The following is a 17,830-nucleotide window of genomic DNA, read 5'->3' as shown; positions in this document are numbered from 1 at the left end:
ATTACGTTATTATCAGCAGCTTTTATGGTTGCTTCTGCACCTGCTATCTCCGCAAATATACCTGCAATTGCAAAAGATTTTCCAATGATCGATCCAGTCTATGTGGGATTATTGACAACCATTCCTTCATTATTTTTAATTATAGGGATCTTTTTAACAGGATACGTGGAGAAAAAGATCGGTAGAAAGCACACAATTTTAATGGGGCTAGCCATTGTTGGAGTTTTTGGCACACTACCTGCATGGTATCAAGGAAATTTTACAATTTTATTCCTTTCCAGATGTTTATTAGGTATCGGAATTGGATTATTCAATCGCTTATTGATTCAAATGATTAGTAGTTTATATCAACAAGATGATAATAAAAAAGCGAAAGCGTTGGGTTTGGAAAGCGCTTGTGAAGGTCTTGGTGGTATCATTATGACTGTTAGTGTAGGACAATTGATTAGAATCGATTGGACCACTTCTTTTATTGTTTATGGTTTGGCTTTCTTAGGTTTGAGCTTAATTGCTATTTTTATCCCAAATCAGCGGACAAATCAAGAAGAAGTGGGCTATTCAACAACTGATTTAGTTATTTCTAACGAAAGAAAAATAAAAACAATTCTTTTAGGTTTCCTTTTATTTTGTGTAGTTGTCTTATTTATTAACTATAATTTACAAATCACACCATTATTAATTGAACAAGGAATTGGAGATGCTACAAGCGGGAGTAATATGATTGCAGCGATTGCTGTAGGAGCTTTTATTGCGGGAAACCTATTTGGATTTACTTATATGTACCTAAAAAGTTGGCTGCTACCTATCGCGGTTTTTTTGGCTGGAATAAGTATCTTTTTGACTAGCTTGTCACCGTCTATACTAGCTTCCCTTATTTGTTCAGCTGGATTAGGATTTGCTTTTCGAAATATTATGCCTTACTTCATGCATATTTTTACGTCTGGTGGCGAACAAATTGCTAAATTTGGTACAACCGTCGTGTTGGTTGCCTACAATATGGGAGCAACATTAGCTCCACATGCTTCGCAAGTAATTACAATAGTGAGCGGAAATGCTAGTGCGGCTAATCAAGTGATTATTACAGGCTTTTTACTATTGATCATTAGTTTGATTGCACTTGTTTTCAATAAACATATGAATGTATAAAAGGTAAGAAATAAGCTAGGAGGAACTCACATGGACTACGTGAAATTAGGAAATACAGGACTAGATGTATCAAGAATTTGTCTTGGAGCGATGAGCTTTGGCGACCCAAAGAATTGGATTCATAGCTGGGTATTAGAAGAAGATGAAAGTCGAACAATTATTAAGCGCGCAATCGAATTGGGAATCAATTTTTTTGATACTGCTAATGTTTATTCATTAGGTCGTAGTGAAGAAATTTTAGGGAAAGCATTGAAAGATTTTGCCAAGCGTGACGAGGTTGTTTTAGCAACTAAAGTTCATCAAAAGATGTTTGATGGTCCTAATGGCCAAGGACTTTCAAGAAAAGCGATTATGTCACAAATCGACCACAGCCTTCAACGTCTACAAACGGATTATGTTGATTTATATATTATTCACCGTTGGGATTACAATACGCCTATCGAAGAAACAATGGAAGCCCTGCATGATGTGGTCAAATCAGGAAAAGCCCGATACATTGGCGCTTCTGCAATGTATGCTCATCAATTTCAAAAAGCGAATAATATCGCTGAAAAAAATGGCTGGACGAAATTCGTTTCCATGCAAAATCATTTGAATTTAATTTATCGTGAAGAAGAAAGAGAAATGATTCCTTATTGTTTAGATCAAAATATCGCTTTAACTCCTTATAGTCCTTTGGCTTCTGGACGTTTGGTTAAGCCTTTTTCAGAAACAACATTAAGAAGAGAAACGGATCAAGCACAACGAGACAAATATGACGAATCTGCTGAAAAAGATCGTGTCGTCATTCAACGCGTTGCGGAAATAGCTGAAAAACATCATGTAAGTAGAGTCCATGTTGCATTGGCTTGGCTATTGCAAAAGGAAAATCTTGCAGCACCCATTATTGGCGCAACAAAGTTAAGCCATGTTGAAACTGCAGTAGACGCAGTGAATTTCCATTTGACGAAAGAAGAGGTAATATATTTAGAAGATCCTTATATACCACACAAAATTGTTGGGTTTTCTTAATTTATGATTTCAGTTGCAGAAGACAATAAACTCTATCGCCCTTCGACTGAAACGATGTGCAGCGGTAATGTTATCAGTGAGAAGGGGTATAAAGATTAATAGAACAGCATTATCAAAATAAAGAAACCGTTACTAGATTAAAAAATAAAATTAGTAAGAATGAATCTGAAATAGATAATGTGAAGTAGAACTATTTCAAGCTTGATCAAGCGTCACAATCTGTAAAAATTAAGTAGGAGCGTGATAGAAAAATGTATCTATTTCAAAAAATTGAAGAGACTGCCTTCAAGCAGCAAGATGCAAGAAGGACAATCGCTGAATTTTTACTCAGTCATAGAGAAAAAGTACCTCACTATAACATGGATGAGATTGCGAACTTTACACACACATCTAAATCAACCTTAGTCAGGTTTGCGAAATATTTTGATTATTCAGGATGGAAAGAATTCATGTATGCCTTCACGCATGAAGTAGCGCATTTTGATGAAAATGGGCTAGGTATCGATCCTAATCTTCCCTTTAGTTCTACATCTGATACATTAGAAATTATTGAAAATATTGCTAATCTACGTATACAAAGTATTAAAGATACTGCTTCGTTAATGGCAGCAGACAATATCAATCAAGCGGCACAAATGATTGAACAAGCTGAAACAGTCATCATTTATGGTACCAGTCCTAATTCTTATTACGGAGAATTGTTTAAAAGAAATCTAGTAGCAATTCATAAAAAAGCATTTCTTGCAGCTGCTGATGAATCAGGAATTATCTCCAGAACGCTTACAGATAAAGATTGTGCACTGATTATTTCGTATTCGGGGAACAACCCTGAGACAAATCCAATGAGTAATGTAAAAGAATTAATGAAAAGAAATATTCCAATCATCAGCATCACAAGCGGAGGAGAAAACTACCTTCGTGATTGTTCAACAGTTGTGTTAAATATCTCCAGTAGAGAAAAACTGTATTCAAAAATTACGAATTTTGCGACGGAAGAGTCAATTCTATTTATTCTCAATATTTTATATGCTAAAATCTTTTCATTCAATTACAGTAAAAATATGGAGAAAAAAATTTTGAATTCAAGAATTTTAGAATCTGGAAGACAGTCATCCTTTAAAGACATTTCAGAAACCTTTTAATGATATCTGAAATGCTTAAGTATTCGATGTACTTGAAAAGATCTCATCATTAAATTTTAGAAAAGGGACAAAACGAACATCAATCAGCGTTTTGTCCCTTTTCTTTAGAACTTTTGTAGTTTAAACGGTTCTCCAGATGCGAGAAGTTGGATGTATTCAGAATTAAGGGTCTTGTCATAAAGGTTAAATGTGATTATTGTTGAAGAACGATACCATCTATTTCATTGGGTAGATCCTATCAGTTGAGGTAGGGTGCAAATTAATTTCAATTAATATCAAAAATAAAATAAATTTCATAAAAAGATATGATTTTTTTAAATGTATGAAATCTGTGCCGACATCCTTTGGAAACGTTGGAAACGCTATCTGGATGTGCTAAAGTTCATTTACAAGGAATCTTATGTTGACCGGTGACTGCATAAAATTTTCTTAAAATTTGTTAGGAGTGGCTTAGATGAGTAAAAAATATGAACGATTAGCTCAAGATATCGTCCAACAATTAGGTGGCAAAGAAAATATCGCAAATGCGTATCATTGTCAAACAAGACTACGTTTTAAATTGGTAGATGAATCGAAGGTAAATAAAGTTAACCTAGAAGAGCTAGACGGTGTTACTAAGTATATTAATAATGCAGGAGTACACCAAGTTGTTATTGGCACACATGTAAAAGATGTTTTTGAAGAAATCGAAAAAAATATCGATATTACCTCGTCAAATAATAGCAGTTCAGAAAAGAAAGGACCAGTTTCTACAGTCATTGATTTTGTAGCAGGTACCTTCCAACCGGTGATTCCAGCATTGTCTGGCGCCGGAATGGTTAAAGCTGTTTTAGCACTATTAGTTGTATTTAATGTTGTAACCACTGATTCTCAAACGTACTATCTATTAAATTTATTTGCTGATGGTGTTTTCTTTTTCTTACCGATGATTTTAGCCTTTACTGTAGCTCAAAAGCTTAGAAGTAATCCTATCCTAGCAGTATCTGTTGCTGCCATGATGCTGCATCCAAACTGGGGAACACTCGTCACTTCAGGAGACCCGGTAAACTTTTTTGGTTTTATTCCATTTACATTAGCTTCATATACAGGTACAGTTATCCCAATTTTAATTGTTATCTTTATGCAATCATATGTTGAAAAATTTCTCGGACGAGTGATCCCTAAATCAGTTGAACTGGTTTTTGTTCCTATGTTAACATTCCTAATCATGGGAACGCTAGCATTTTCAATTTTAGGACCGATTGGCAGCATTTTAGGCGGATATCTTACAACATTTTTTATGTATTTAAGTGTAAACGCAAGCTGGGTACCAGCAGTCTTGATCGGTGGTCTATTACCAATCATGGTGATGTTTGGACTGCACAATGGTGTTGCACCATTAGGTGTGATGCAAATGGCAGAGCTTGGATATGACAGTATTTTTGGGCCTGGTGCATTAGTTTCAAATATTGCTCAAGCAACAGCCTCTGCAGTTGTCGCATTTCGTACAAAAAATAAAAAAATGAAACAAGTTGCTATTTCTGGATCAATCACTGCCTATATGGGTATCACAGAACCCACATTATATGGTGTGAATTTACCGAAAAAATATCCATTGATTGCTTCCATGATTGGTGGAGCATCAGGTGGTCTATATGCAGGATTAACGAATACACACCGTTTCGCGACTGGTTCTTCTGGTCTGCCAGCAGTTCTGTTGTATATTGGTGATGATACGATGAAATTTTTTTGGAACATAATTATTGCACTGATTATTTCAGCTGTTGTGTCTGCTATTCTAACGTATATACTGAGCTTTAAATTTGAAAAAGATGAAGAAGTTGAAGAGATTCCTGAAATTAAACCAGTAATTCTAGAAGATACGCGTTTGGAGAGTCCAATTCCTGGAACAATCATTCCTTTAAGCGAAGTAAAAGACGAAGCCTTTGCTTCAGAAGCATTAGGAAAAGGCTTTGCAGTCGAACCTTCTGAAGGGGAAGTGTTTGCACCCTTTGACGGAAAAGTTGCAGCTGTTTTCCCAACGAAGCATGCAATCGGTTTGGTTTCAGATACTGGCGTAGAAATCTTGATACATGTTGGCTTAAACACGGTTGAATTAAATGGACAATATTTTGAGGCTCTTATCGAAGCAGGACAAGAAGTAACCAAAGGACAGCTACTGCTTACTTTCGATATGAAAAAAATTCAAGAAGCAGGTTATTCAACGCAAGTTCCTGTTGTTGTAACGAATACGATGCAATATTCAACGGTTGAAACAATTACACAAGGAAATCTTAGTGCGACAGAAGATGTATTAGCAATAAAAGTTTAAGGAGCGTTTTTATGGGATTAAGCAAAAAGTTTTTATGGGGCGGGGCGACTGCTGCCAATCAAGCAGAAGGCAGTGTACTTGAAGGGGGTAGGGGACTATCAAATGTAGACTTACTTCCTACTGGTTCAGATCGAAAAAAAGTTGCTGCTGGTGAGATGGAAATGCTCGAATGGCAAAAAGGATACTATTATCCAGCTAAAGCAGCTATCGATATGTATCATCGTTATATGGAAGATATTCAATTATTTGCAGAAATGGGTTTTAAAGTTTATCGCATGTCCCTTTCTTGGTCAAGGATCTTTCCTAATGGAGACGATTTAAAACCAAATGAAGAAGGGTTAGCTTTTTATGAATCTATTTTTAAAGAACTAAGAAAACACAATATCGAACCTCTAGTTACCATTGCTCACTTTGATGTTCCTATTCATTTGGTCAAAGAATATGGTGGATGGAAAAACCGTAAATTGATTGGATTTTATACTAAATATGCTGAAACAGTCTTAAAGCGGTATAAAGGATTGGTCAATTATTGGCTAACCATCAATGAAATCAATATTTTGCTTCATCAACCGTTTGTAGGTGGAGGAATTGTCTTTAAGGAAGGTGACAATAAACAAGAAATCAAGTACCAAGCAGCGCATCATCAACTAGTAGCTAGTGCTTTAGCTACCAAAATTGCACATGAAGTGGATCCAAAAAATTTGGTTGGTTGTATGTTGGCAGGCGGCAGCCACTATCCGTACACTTGCCGACCAGAGGATTATCAAGAAGCTATCAATCGTGATCGTGAGGGATACTTCTTTATTGATGTACAAGCACGAGGAAAATATCCAAATTATGCATTGAAGAAATTTGAACGAGAAGAATTGAATATCTCGATGGAAGAAGAGGATGAGGAAATACTTGCTGCTTCGCCAGTGGACTTTGTGACATTTTCTTACTACTGTTCGCGAACAGTGAGTGCACACTCTGAAGATTATGCTCAAGCAACAGGAAACCTGTTCCCATCGATCAAAAATGAATACTTACCTTCTACCGAATGGGGCTGGCAAATCGATCCTTTAGGCTTGAGAAATTCGCTGAATCAACTCTATGATCGTTACCAAAAGCCCTTATTCATTGTTGAAAACGGATTGGGCGCGATAGATACTCCAGATGAGAACGGTTATGTTGAAGACGACTATCGCATTGATTATTTGAAAAAACATATCCAAGCTTTTAAAGATGCAGTAGAAATCGATGGAGTCGAATTACTAGGCTATACTACTTGGGGCTGCATTGACCTGGTTGCAGCAAGTACTGGTCAAATGAGTAAACGTTATGGTTTTATCTATGTCGACAGAGATGACAAAGGCAATGGAACCTTAAAACGTACTAAGAAAAAATCTTTTGAATGGTACAAGCAAGTCATTGCGTCAAATGGAGAAGGACTTTAAAAAGTATTGATGTAACCTTGCTAGAGTTATTAGACAAATCGGAAAAGGCAATAAAGAAAAATAGGAAAAAGAAATACCAAATTATAATGAAAAGCTAGATAAAGAAAGTAATTAAGAATACTGGTCTATTAGTAAAAGAGAATCGCTTAGGCGGTTCTTTTTGCATGTAAAAGAATCTTTATTCCTTAGCTGGATAGACAGTGACTTTAAGTGTGGTAAAATGAAACCGAATTCAATAAGAGGAGGAAAAAAATGACAGTTCAATTAAGCGTAACAGAATTAGCAAATATGGTGGACCACACATTGTTAAAAGCAGATGCACAGAAATCCGGCTTTGAAAAATTGTGTCAAGAAGCCGATGAATATGGGTTTAAAATGGTAGCAATCAACTCCGCACCTGTTTCTCTTTGCAGTGAGTTATTAAAAGAAAGTCCTGTTCATGTCGGAGCAGCTATTGGCTTTCCGTTGGGACAAACTACAATTGCAACTAAGGTTTTTGAAGTCAAAGATGCGATTAAAAATGGGGCTGATGAAATTGATTATGTCATCAATATTGGTGAATTAAAAGCAGGAAATATATCTTATATTGAACAGGAAATGACAGAAATTGTAGCTGCCTGCCGAACGAAACATATTTTAAGTAAAGTCATTTTGGAGAATTGCTATTTGACAGATGAAGAAAAAATTTCTGTTTGTGAAATTGCTAAAAGAGTGAAGCCGGATTTTGTAAAAACGTCAACTGGTTTTGGTACTGACGGAGCCACAGTTGAAGATGTAAAACTTATGAAAGAGGTAGTCGGAGCAGAAGTTAAGGTGAAGGCAGCAGGAGGCATACGTGATTTTGCAGCGGCTAAAGCAATGATAGAAGCTGGAGCTGAGCGTTTAGGAACCAGTTCAGGTATCCAAATTATTAACGAGTACAAATCCATGGTCAAAGAAGCATAAGTTATAACGTTGTAAGAGTTGTTGGTCGAAAATGAGTTAAGTTAGACCCAGTATCAGTAGTGGAAATGGAATAGCGAAAGAAGACTGTTAAAGAGCGATTTTTTTCTCACTCTTTAACAGTCTTCAGCAGTAAATGAATTTTTAATCATGGTTAACTAAATGGTGAGAACCACACTAATGTTTAAGTTTTATACTTTTTGGGTCAATCTGTTTTTGAATGAGTTTCTTCACTTTTTCGACGTCTTCAGGTGATTTAAATAATCTAAAAGGAAGAAGGAGAGCTCTTTGTGGAAGAACATAGAACAGGAACATATTGTTGTATTCCCGGACTTTCCTAAAGTCTTTCCAATTGTAGCGGGCAAAGCTTTCTCCCATAGCATAAGAAATGCCTTCTTCATTGATGACATATACCTTCTCTTTCTTTGTCAGTGGATCGCTTTTGTACTCTTTGCGAGCTCGTCGTTTAAGTAGGAAATATAATCCTGTTGTTCCTAGAGCAATCATCCCGACAAATATAGCAATCAGTACTAACGTGGACCAGTCCCAGCTTAAAGCAGGACCAAAGAAGGTATCTTTGGCTAAAAATCCTAAGACAGCAGTTACTGAAACAACATAGATTAAGAGGAGTTTTCGTCGATACAAAGAAGCATAGTGATCATATTCTTTAAAAGTGAAATTTCCTTTTGCGATGATATCTGTTTCTTGAATAGCAACTGATGAAAACGCTTCATCTGTTGCGTTAAATTCTGTCTGAAGTTTTTGTTTTGCTGATGGGTTAGTGTAATATTTTTGAAGCATCTTCTTAAAAAGAGCTAAATCTTTCTCTGTCTGAAAGTAGTGTTTAGGAAGGTAAGACCACTTTTGAGAAGAATGACGGAAGAGAAATAGATCTTTATATTCTTTAACTCTTAGAATAGTCGACCATTCTAATTTTTCTTGTGATGGGCCCCTTTGTTGGGATATACCCTCTTTGTTTATGAACACACTGTTTTCACCGTTCTGAATGCCTCTTTTTTTAATGAAACGATACTCCCGAAAAGCCAAGAAAAAGAAATAAAGAAGGAACAACAGAATCGTAGGGACGACAGCTTTTTGAAGAGAAAGCAGTAAAATGGTTCTTTGGTCTCCATACATAGTGGTAAAGAAATACAAAGTGACGAGTGCATAGATGGATATAATAAATATTAGCAGAGCAATTCCAGTTGTGTAGAGTAGAAACTGCCATGTATTTTTTAGTGTTGGTTTTCCTTTTGCTACAATAGTCTGTTCTTCCATTGATTTTCCCGCTTTCTTTTAGTCTTTTTTTCCTTACTTAATCTTACCAAAAATAGAAGTGACAAAAAACTGTCAGTTTTTAGAACAATCACACCACCAATCAATTAAAGGGAAAACCAAAATGTAGCATTCATAGCTATAGGCAAAAGGAATAGATAGGCATGCTAGATAAGTATTAGTTAGGTTAAGTTGATTATAGTATGATAGGGTTAACAAGAAATAGCTGAATAGGCGGTGAAGAATTATGAAAGACTTATTAAAACGAATCATTAGAAAAGAAATAGTAAAAGATTCCCCGCTTTTTGAAGAAATACATGAGCAAAAAGCAGGAAATGAGAGATTAGTGATGGAATTGAATACCGGTTACCATACTCCCTCAGATGTGCGTGCAGCGCTTGAACAAATTACTGGTGAATCGATTGATTCTTCGGTGACTGTTTCGTTGCCTTTTTACACAGATTTTGGAAAACATATCTCATTTGGTAAAGATATCTTTCTCAATCAAAACGTTACTTTTGTTGATTTAGGCGGTATTTACCTTGAAGATAATGTGTTGATCGGGCCGGGTGCGCGTTTGCTCACAGTGAACCATTTAGTAGATCCAGCAAAAAGAAGGGGAATCATTGTTGATTCAATTCGAATCAAAGAAAACGCTTGGATTGGTGCGAACGTAACCGTTTTGGCCGGCGTAACAGTTGGTAAAAATACTATTGTTGCAGCAGATGCTACAGTCACTAAAGATGTACCGGATAATGTCATTGTTGCAGGGACACCCGCAAGAATCATTAAAGAAATTGAGTAAACAATCAGTTTATATATAGGATAAAAAAACTGGGGAAAACCTTATGGAGACTTAGGGTAAGGATGTGAGCCTACCTATTTTTAGTGCACAATACAACAAAAAAAAAATGTAAGTTATACTGAATGTAGATTGAATCATTTATTGAGAGGAGATTTCAAATGAAAGTATTTGTTATAGGTGCCAATGGGAAAGTAGCCCGTCATTTTGCTGATTTTGCTAAAGAGGATACTGCTATTGAAGAAGTTGCGATGATTCGTCATGCTGAACAAGCTGGTTTCTTCGAAGAGCGAGGGATTGAAACAGTTCTCTTAGATCTGGTCAAGAACTCAGTAGATGAATTGGCTGAAGCCATGAAAGGTGTTGATGCAGTTGTCTTCAGTGCTGGTGCTGGCGGAAGTGGTTTTGACAAAACTGTTTTGATTGATTTAGATGGAGCGATTAAAGCAATGACTGCTGCAGAACAAGCCGGTGTCAAACGTTTTGTGATAGTCAGTACTTTTCGTACAGGCCGTGAGGAAATGGCGAAAGAAAATGGTTTGCAAATTTATACGATCGCAAAAAATTATGCAGATGAGTGGTTAAAAAATCGCACCCAATTAGATTGGACTATTGTTCATCCAGGAATACTAGTGGATACACCGGGTACCAATCAAATAAAAGTTGGCATGGGACAAAAGATTAATGAAATTCCACGTCAAGACGTAGCACATACATTGGTTTCTGTACTCCATAATGACAACACCATCAAACAAGAATTTGAAGTTCTAGCTGGCAATACAACTATTGAAGAAGCAGTCAGTAAGTTGCAATAGTTTCATAAACAAAAACTAGGAAGTTACGGTTGAAGCAATAGCATACTGGTTCTTCTCTCTTCATTAATATCTTAGATAATAAAATCGAACCTTGGGTGAGCTTTCCTATGCTCATTCGAGGTTCGATTTAGTAGTTAACAGATTTATATTGGCGGTTAGATAGTAAAGGATGACTAAATGATATAGAATCATGTTAGAAAGGAGTTGTTAAATTTGGTGCAAGCATTGACTAAGTTGAAAAACCAAACGGACTTTACAAATACGGAAATGAGGATTGCTGATTATATTATTCAAAACATCACCAAAATTCCTACGATATATATTGAAGACCTAGCAAAATTAACGTATACTTCTCACTCAACGATTATCCGTCTCTGTAAAAAAATGGGATACGATGGATTCAGAAGTTTTAAGGACGCTATTTCAGGTGTAGTTTATAGCCAATTGCATTTACCTAGTGAGGTGGATGCTAACTTCCCTTTTAAACAAGAAGATTTAACCATGGATATAGCTAAGAACATGGCAAATTTAACGATTGATACGATAAAAAAAACATTAAATCAATTAGATGAAGATGTACTACAATCAGTGGCAGAAATACTTTTCAAATCTAAACACATTTTTCTGTTTTCTCGTGGCGATTCACAAGTAAGAGCGAGAAGCTTTCAAAATAAATTAGTAAAGATTAATAAATTTGCTATTATTTCTGAAGAATATTCAGATGAGGCATGGAATGCTTCTAACCTTACTCCAGAAGACTGTGCCCTGTTTCTGTCTTATAGTGGAACTAGTCCGCAATACAAGCGTATGTTGCAACATTTTTCCAACAAAAAGATCCCAACTATTTTGATAACGGGAAATACAGAATCTGATTTGATTAAATTAGCTGCTAAAACGATAGTGGTAGTACAAGAAGAATATGATTTTTTGAAAGTTGGGACTTTTGCATCACAAGTTGCTTTTCAATATGTATTAGACACGTTATATTCTATTTTATATGCAAAAGAATACAGCAGTAACTTGGAAAATTTAAAAGAAAAACAGTCACTGATTCAAAATGGAATGTTATCTGAAGAACTATGACCCATCCATAGATTGAAAAAGTACCTGTTTTTTACTTTAAAAATTCAGCCTAATGATATACCAGCAGAATCTAATCCTTTATCTACAATAGACATAACCATTTCACTGTGATCAAGGTGTTTTGTCATTGTTTCAACGTCAGATTCTCTTATGATTCTTTCAAATTCAGTAAATTCCTCATACATCCGATGCGTATGAACTTTAAAATCAACGATTTCGCTCTTATTTTGATTGTCTATTATAGTAAACCTATCGATAGTACTTGTAGGTCCTTCAATAATGATTGCTCCTTCATCACCTTGGATAATGGTTCGTATTGGAGCTGTAGAATCTTTAGCGCCTATGCAGACTACTTTTTTATCCCCATAATCCAGACTTAGGATGCCAGAAGTATCAATTCCCTTTTCAATATTTGCCAAATAACTGACTTTTTGGGGCTTTCCTAAAAGCCCCGTTACAAAATGGATATTATAAATATTAATATCCATTAAAGCTCCACCACCCATTTTAGGATTGAAAGCTGGTAAAATATCTCCTTTTTTGAAGGCATCATACCTTGATGAATATTTTGAATAATTACATTCAATAATTTTAATAGCTCCAATAGTACATATGGCGTCTTTTATTTTTTTATAATTGGTTAAATATTGATTGGTGATAGCTTCTAACAACATGACATAATTTGCTGAAGCTAATTCTCTTAGTTCTTTCATTTCGGATAAGTTTAAGGTAAAGGGTTTCTCACAAATAACATTTTTTTTATTCAGTATAGCTTGTTTAGCAAAAGAAAAATGCAAATGATTGGGCAAGGCAATATAAACGGTATCAATATTCTGATTGTTTAAACAATCAGAATAATTAGTTAAGACTTGACGAATATCATATTCATTTTTTAAAAGCTTCATTTTATCCATGCTTCTTTCCGTTCCCACAATTGCCTCTAAATGAATCCCCGGAACATCACGGACCATAGTTAAAAAATCATTTACGATCATCCCAGAACCTATAATGGCTAGTTTCATGATAAACCTTCTTTCCTAGTTGAGCGATTCTTGTTTCTTTAACGATTTGATAAGTTAGTATTTCATATTTTGAATGCCTTCTTCAAGTATCTCTAGTTGACGAATTGTTTCTTCATCTTTCACGGTCTTATCTTTTCCATTGATAATAGATTCATACAATCCTTCATAAACACGACTGTAATCCCCAATTTCTGAAATAACTTTTTCTTCATGATAAAGGCCTTCAGCATCTATATAGGTTACAGTACCGTAATGTTCTGGGGTATCTATCCCAAAATCAGCATGAGTAGGCATATAGAATAATTTTAGGTGTTCTTCTTGTCTATCTTTCTCTTGCTTGATAAACATACCCTTCTTACCATATAGAACAAAACTTGGTCGTGGTTTTATTCTGAAGTAACTTGATTTAACAGAAACCTTTATTTTTGAATAGTAAAAGTCCAAGTCAAAATAATCATTCATTCGATTAGGACCCAATAACTGTCTTACATCATAATGAATGGAGTCTGGATCTCCAAAATAGGAAAGAACTTGATCAATTGTATGACACCCATGTCCATATAAATAGCTTGAAGCTGCTGAAAATTCTGTGCTGTTTTCTGGAACTTCTGGTCTGAAATAATCATAATGCATTTCTACTTCTAGCAATTCACCTATCAGGCCGCTTTCGATAATTTTTTGAGCAGTCAGAAAATCTGAATCGTAGCGCCTGTTTTGGTAGCATTGAACGAGTAAATTTCTTGATTTTGCCAACTCAAATAGTTCTCTTGCTTCTTCTGCAGTTTCGGTAAAAGGTTTTTCAACCAGCGTATTTTTTCCTTTTTCTAGTGATAATTTTGCAAATTCAAAATGTAATGAACTTGGAAGGCAAATTGCAACTAATTGAATTTCCGGATCATTCCAAATATCTTCTAAATTCGTTGTATAGTGAACTCCAGGAATTTTATCCCATGAGCTGTTTTCATGACGAGAATAGATCGTTTTTACTTTAACATTCTCTGTTTTTAATGAAAAAGGTAAATGATAGCGATTCGTACTTTTTCCATTTCCGATGTAAGCCATTGTTAACATAAAAAAACCTCCTAGAATATCTGATAATTAGATTATATATGAAAATGATTGAAATAAACCGTTACTTATCCATTCAGGTTCCCATGTTCTTTTTTCTTCCAACTAATAGGTGTATTCTGAACATTATGTTCAGAATATACCTTTTTATTATTTTTTTACAGGAATCCTTTTTGAAATACTGTGTAAACGATTGAGTAAGAACCAATCTATTTGTTAATTCCGTCCTCTATACCTATAATGAAAATAGAAGACAAATACAAATGATGTAGAAAGTTTAGTGTTTTGAGAGGAGAATAATGATGGGATTATTAGTAGATGGAAAATGGCATGATCAATGGTATGACACAGAAGGGAATGGGGGCCGATTCATACGTCAAGAGTCGCAGTTTCGCAATTGGATTACACCAGACGGCAGTGCTGGTCCAAGCGGTGAAGGCGGATTTAAAGCTGAACCTGGACGGTATCATTTATACGTAGCGTTAGCCTGTCCTTGGGCAAACCGTACGCTGATCATGCGCAAATTAAAAGGATTGGAAGACATGATTTCAGTCTCTGTCGTGAATCCTTTAATGGCCGAAAACGGATGGACATTTGAACCTGAAGAAGGTGTGATTCCTGACCCGGTGATTGATGCCAACTATCTTTATGAAGTGTATACGCATGTCGAACCTGACTATAGTGGACGTGTAACAGTACCTGTTTTATATGATTTGAAACAAAATAAAATCGTCAACAATGAATCTTCTGAGATTATGCGAATTTTAAATTCCGCTTTTGATGAAGTTGGTGCAAAAGCAGGCGATTATTACCCGAAAGAATTACGTACAGAAATTGATGCAATCAACGAGAAAATCTATCCTTCTGTTAACAATGGGGTATATAAGGCAGGTTTTGCAACGAAACAAGAGGTTTACGAAGAAGAAGTCATCAATCTCTTTGATGCTCTTGACGAATTAGAAGAACGATTAGGCAAGAACCGTTATCTAGTAGGCAACCAAATCACCGAAGCAGACTGGAGATTATTCACGACCTTAATTCGTTTTGACAGTGTTTATTATGGTCATTTCAAATGCAATATCAAACAAATAACGGACTACAAAAATCTCTGGCGCTACACAAGAGAATTATACAATTGGCCAGGAATAGCGGAGACAGTGAACTTTAAGCATATCAAAGAACATTATTACCGCAGTCACAAAAACATTAACCCAACAGGCATTGTTCCAGTAGGGCCTGAATTGGATTTTAGTTTGGATTAAATAAACATTCTCCTAGAAATTGCTATGATCCATTTTTTTGATCTGTGGCTGACAGCTAAAACGAATAATTGGAAATTTTATTGTAGAAGCGTTACCATAAAAATAGATTCAAATAAAGAAGGAGGAAATATTCATGTCAATAAAAGTAGCTATTAACGGATTTGGCCGGATTGGACGTTTGGCTTTACGCCGTATGTTGGAAAAGGACACAGAGTTAGAGGTTGTTGCTATAAACGACTTGACGAATAATGACGACTTGGTTTATTTGCTAAAATACGATACGGCACAAGGCCGTTTCCCATATGATGTAGAAGTAGGGAACGATGCAATTGTAGTAAATGGAAAAGAAATAAAATCATTTGAAGAAAAAGATGCGAGTCAATTACCATGGGGCGATTTAGGTATCGACATCGTCTTGGAATGTACGGGCTTTTATACTTCAGCGAAAAAATCACAAGCTCACTTAGATGCAGGTGCAAAACGTGTATTGATATCGGCTCCAGTAAAAGCTGCAGGAGCAGAAGTAGACAATACGAAAACCATCGTATATGGTGTAAACCATAATTCACTTGATGCCAATGACAAAATCGTTTCTGCAGCTTCTTGTACGACAAACTGTTTGGCACCGATGGCCAATGTATTGAATGAAGAATACGGTATTGACCGTGCCTTGATGTCAACCATCCATGCTTATACTGCTTCTCAAGCGTTACAAGATTCACCAGGTGGACGTAAAAATCGTGCAGGGGCACAAAATGCAATTCCAGCTTCAACAGGTGCTGCTAAAGCGGTAGGGAAAGTTATTCCTGATCTGCAAGGGAAAATCGATGGAACTGCCGTCCGTATTCCAACTATTACAGGATCAATGACAGAATTATATTCAGTTTTAGGTAAAGAAGTAACAGCTGAAGAAGTAAATGCTGCAATGAAAAAAGCAGCAAGTGATGCGTTTTTATATAATGAAGACGAAATCGTTTCTTCAGACGTTATCGGAGTACCAGCAGGATCCATCTTTGACGCAACACAAACAAAAGTAATTGAAGGTGAAAATGGGCAATTAGTCAAAACAGTTGCTTGGTACGATAATGAGTATGGTTTTGTGGCTAACATGGTAGGCACGTTAGAACATTTTGCTACTATTCAATAGAATTTCGGATAAGCGGGAGAGCATAAAACTCCCCGCTTTTTTGCGTATTCTCAAGAGAAGTAATGCAGCGAACAAAAAAGGAATAACTGATGAGGTTATTATTTCTAACAACCGTAAATGCGTAAGTGTCTTTTTTGGTTAGAGGCTCTCAATTTTCAAAATTAGAGTTAGAAAATGATTATCAATAAGGGCTACGAAGGATTTAAATAGAAGAAGATAAATTCTTTTTTTAAGTTTATTTTCACCTTACATTCGTTTTTTAAATAACGATAGATGTGATAAGTATAAACCATAGAGTATTAGGGTACTCAACCCCTTTTACGTACCTTAAGTCGGTTGAAATTCTATGGATACGACAGGCAATTTAATTTTGCCTGCCCTAAATGTGAAAAGGTCTATCAATTCAGGCACATAAAATTTTTTTGAATAGGATAATGAGTTTAACTCTTACTGGTTTTTGGCTAAGTCGTTAGGATTCTTTCATATATAATAAAAAATGACACATTCCTCCTTTTTATGCAGGAGAAATGTGTCATTCTTCTTTGTTTATTTTTTTAACGAGTAACTTAAAAACGAAATTTTAAGTTAAGCTTCTTTTGTATAAGCTAGAGTTTTATTCAATAAAAATGGTGTATAGAAAGCTACAGTATCGCTTAAAGGTAAAACATCATCAGAAAGATTGATGTTGATTACATTTTTGATGTAGTTTCTTCTGTCTTCAATGCGTTTCCAAACGTCTGGATACTGTTGTTTTAACTCGTCTCTCAAAGCTTCATCCGCTATAGCGATTGGTTCTTCCGCACTTGCACCTGAGTAGCCTGGCACACTTGGGATGATATCCACTTGGAACAATTGACCGCTCTTAACTACAGCTTTAGAGCCTGGGTAGAATGGAGAAGACATCCATTCGTCATCTCCTGTATAGTGTCCAGGGTTTAGTGTCCAGCCATAAACGTCGGAAGGAAATACAGCTTCGATCATCGAGTAGAATTCATCGCCAGAAATGCCAATGCGGATATTTTCTAACCACGTTGCATAAGCTGTAAAGTAAGGTTTGCCCACTTTTTCCAAGTAGTCTTTTTGATTCTCTGGCAACTGTTCTTTAGAAGAAACCACAAATCCAGCACGACTGCTCAAACCGCCTTTGTAGCCTACCGTTATGGAATAGTTGTCGGACAATTGAGCTTCCTTGTCGCGTGGGTAAAGAGTGGCGTTTGTGAAACGCTGTCCTGCTGCACTAATGGTAGTGACCGTATTCGGCTGGCCATCTTGAGCAAGCAAAGCGCCGATTTCTTTTTCAGTTTTGCCTACCTCAATTGCTTGGATCGCGTTAAACATACCGATTCCTGCTAGTGAAGCACCGGCTTC

At 36.0% G+C, this 17,830-nt stretch carries 14 protein-coding genes and 1 pseudogene; 11 read left to right on the top strand and 4 right to left on the bottom strand.

The genetic code is table 11. The features are described from left to right. The 6 genes from RT405_RS00600 to deoC all read left to right on the top strand — a co-directional run. Window positions 1–1,146: MFS transporter (locus RT405_RS00600; protein WP_313466755.1), on the top strand; the 1,146-nt coding region annotated here is incomplete at its 5' end. A 30-nt stretch (window positions 1,147–1,176) separates the two neighbouring features. After that, window positions 1,177–2,157, top strand: coding sequence for an aldo/keto reductase (locus RT405_RS00595; protein WP_313466754.1), 981 nt, complete (start codon window positions 1,177–1,179; stop codon window positions 2,155–2,157). A 251-nt stretch (window positions 2,158–2,408) separates the two neighbouring features. Then, entirely contained in the window at window positions 2,409–3,299 is an 891-nt protein-coding gene (locus RT405_RS00590; RefSeq protein WP_313466753.1) for a MurR/RpiR family transcriptional regulator, read from the top strand. Between the two features lie 454 nt (window positions 3,300–3,753). Continuing rightward, entirely contained in the window at window positions 3,754–5,610 is a 1,857-nt protein-coding gene (locus tag RT405_RS00585) for a beta-glucoside-specific PTS transporter subunit IIABC (RefSeq protein WP_313466752.1), read from the top strand. A gap of 11 nt (window positions 5,611–5,621) precedes the next feature. Next, window positions 5,622–7,046, top strand: a complete 1,425-nt coding sequence (locus tag RT405_RS00580) for a 6-phospho-beta-glucosidase (RefSeq protein WP_313466751.1) — start codon at window positions 5,622–5,624, stop codon at window positions 7,044–7,046. A 252-nt stretch (window positions 7,047–7,298) separates the two neighbouring features. Beyond that, window positions 7,299–7,991, top strand: a complete 693-nt coding sequence (gene deoC, locus RT405_RS00575) for a deoxyribose-phosphate aldolase (protein WP_313466750.1) — start codon at window positions 7,299–7,301, stop codon at window positions 7,989–7,991. 174 nt (window positions 7,992–8,165) lie between these two features. Here deoC and RT405_RS00570 read toward each other — a convergent pair whose 3' ends face one another. Continuing rightward, window positions 8,166–9,266, bottom strand: a complete 1,101-nt coding sequence (locus tag RT405_RS00570) for a YcxB family protein (protein ID WP_313466749.1) — start codon at window positions 9,264–9,266, stop codon at window positions 8,166–8,168. A 244-nt stretch (window positions 9,267–9,510) separates the two neighbouring features. On the opposite strand from RT405_RS00570, the gene RT405_RS00565 reads away from it, so the two are divergent. From RT405_RS00565 to RT405_RS00555, 3 genes are all read left to right on the top strand, one after another. Beyond that, entirely contained in the window at window positions 9,511–10,068 is a 558-nt protein-coding gene (locus tag RT405_RS00565) for a DapH/DapD/GlmU-related protein (protein WP_313466748.1), read from the top strand. 158 nt (window positions 10,069–10,226) lie between these two features. Continuing rightward, window positions 10,227–10,880, top strand: a complete 654-nt coding sequence (locus RT405_RS00560) for an NAD(P)-binding oxidoreductase (protein WP_313466747.1) — start codon at window positions 10,227–10,229, stop codon at window positions 10,878–10,880. Between the two features lie 216 nt (window positions 10,881–11,096). Next, the gene (locus tag RT405_RS00555) at window positions 11,097–11,963 is read left to right on the top strand and encodes a MurR/RpiR family transcriptional regulator (RefSeq protein WP_313466796.1); all 867 of its coding nucleotides are present in this window, start codon (window positions 11,097–11,099) and stop codon (window positions 11,961–11,963) included. Window positions 11,964–12,007: 44 nt separating this feature from the next. On the opposite strand, the gene RT405_RS00550 is transcribed toward RT405_RS00555, so the two are convergent. Then, on the bottom strand, window positions 12,008–12,985 hold the full coding sequence (locus tag RT405_RS00550) for a Gfo/Idh/MocA family oxidoreductase (protein ID WP_313466746.1): 978 nt from the start codon (window positions 12,983–12,985) through the stop codon (window positions 12,008–12,010). Between the two features lie 54 nt (window positions 12,986–13,039). Next, on the bottom strand, window positions 13,040–14,056 hold the full coding sequence (locus tag RT405_RS00545; protein WP_313466745.1) for a Gfo/Idh/MocA family oxidoreductase: 1,017 nt from the start codon (window positions 14,054–14,056) through the stop codon (window positions 13,040–13,042). Window positions 14,057–14,355: 299 nt separating this feature from the next. Between RT405_RS00545 and RT405_RS00540 the strand changes: the two genes are divergently transcribed. Both RT405_RS00540 and gap read left to right on the top strand, forming a co-directional pair. After that, window positions 14,356–15,315 carry a glutathione S-transferase family protein gene (locus tag RT405_RS00540; RefSeq protein WP_313466795.1) on the top strand — a complete coding sequence of 320 codons (960 nt, stop codon included), beginning with the start codon at window positions 14,356–14,358 and terminating at the stop codon, window positions 15,313–15,315. 133 nt (window positions 15,316–15,448) lie between these two features. Then, the gene (gene gap, locus RT405_RS00535) at window positions 15,449–16,462 is read left to right on the top strand and encodes a type I glyceraldehyde-3-phosphate dehydrogenase (protein WP_313466744.1); all 1,014 of its coding nucleotides are present in this window, start codon (window positions 15,449–15,451) and stop codon (window positions 16,460–16,462) included. Window positions 16,463–17,047: 585 nt separating this feature from the next. Here gap and RT405_RS00530 read toward each other — a convergent pair. Then, a pseudogene (locus RT405_RS00530) lies at window positions 17,048–17,830 on the bottom strand (Xaa-Pro aminopeptidase); the annotation flags it as partial.

It is taken from the genome of Carnobacterium sp., assembly GCF_032094055.1.
In the GTDB taxonomy this organism is placed as follows: domain Bacteria; phylum Bacillota; class Bacilli; order Lactobacillales; family Carnobacteriaceae; genus Carnobacterium_A.
This window is presented reverse-complemented; position numbering and strand designations above follow the sequence as displayed.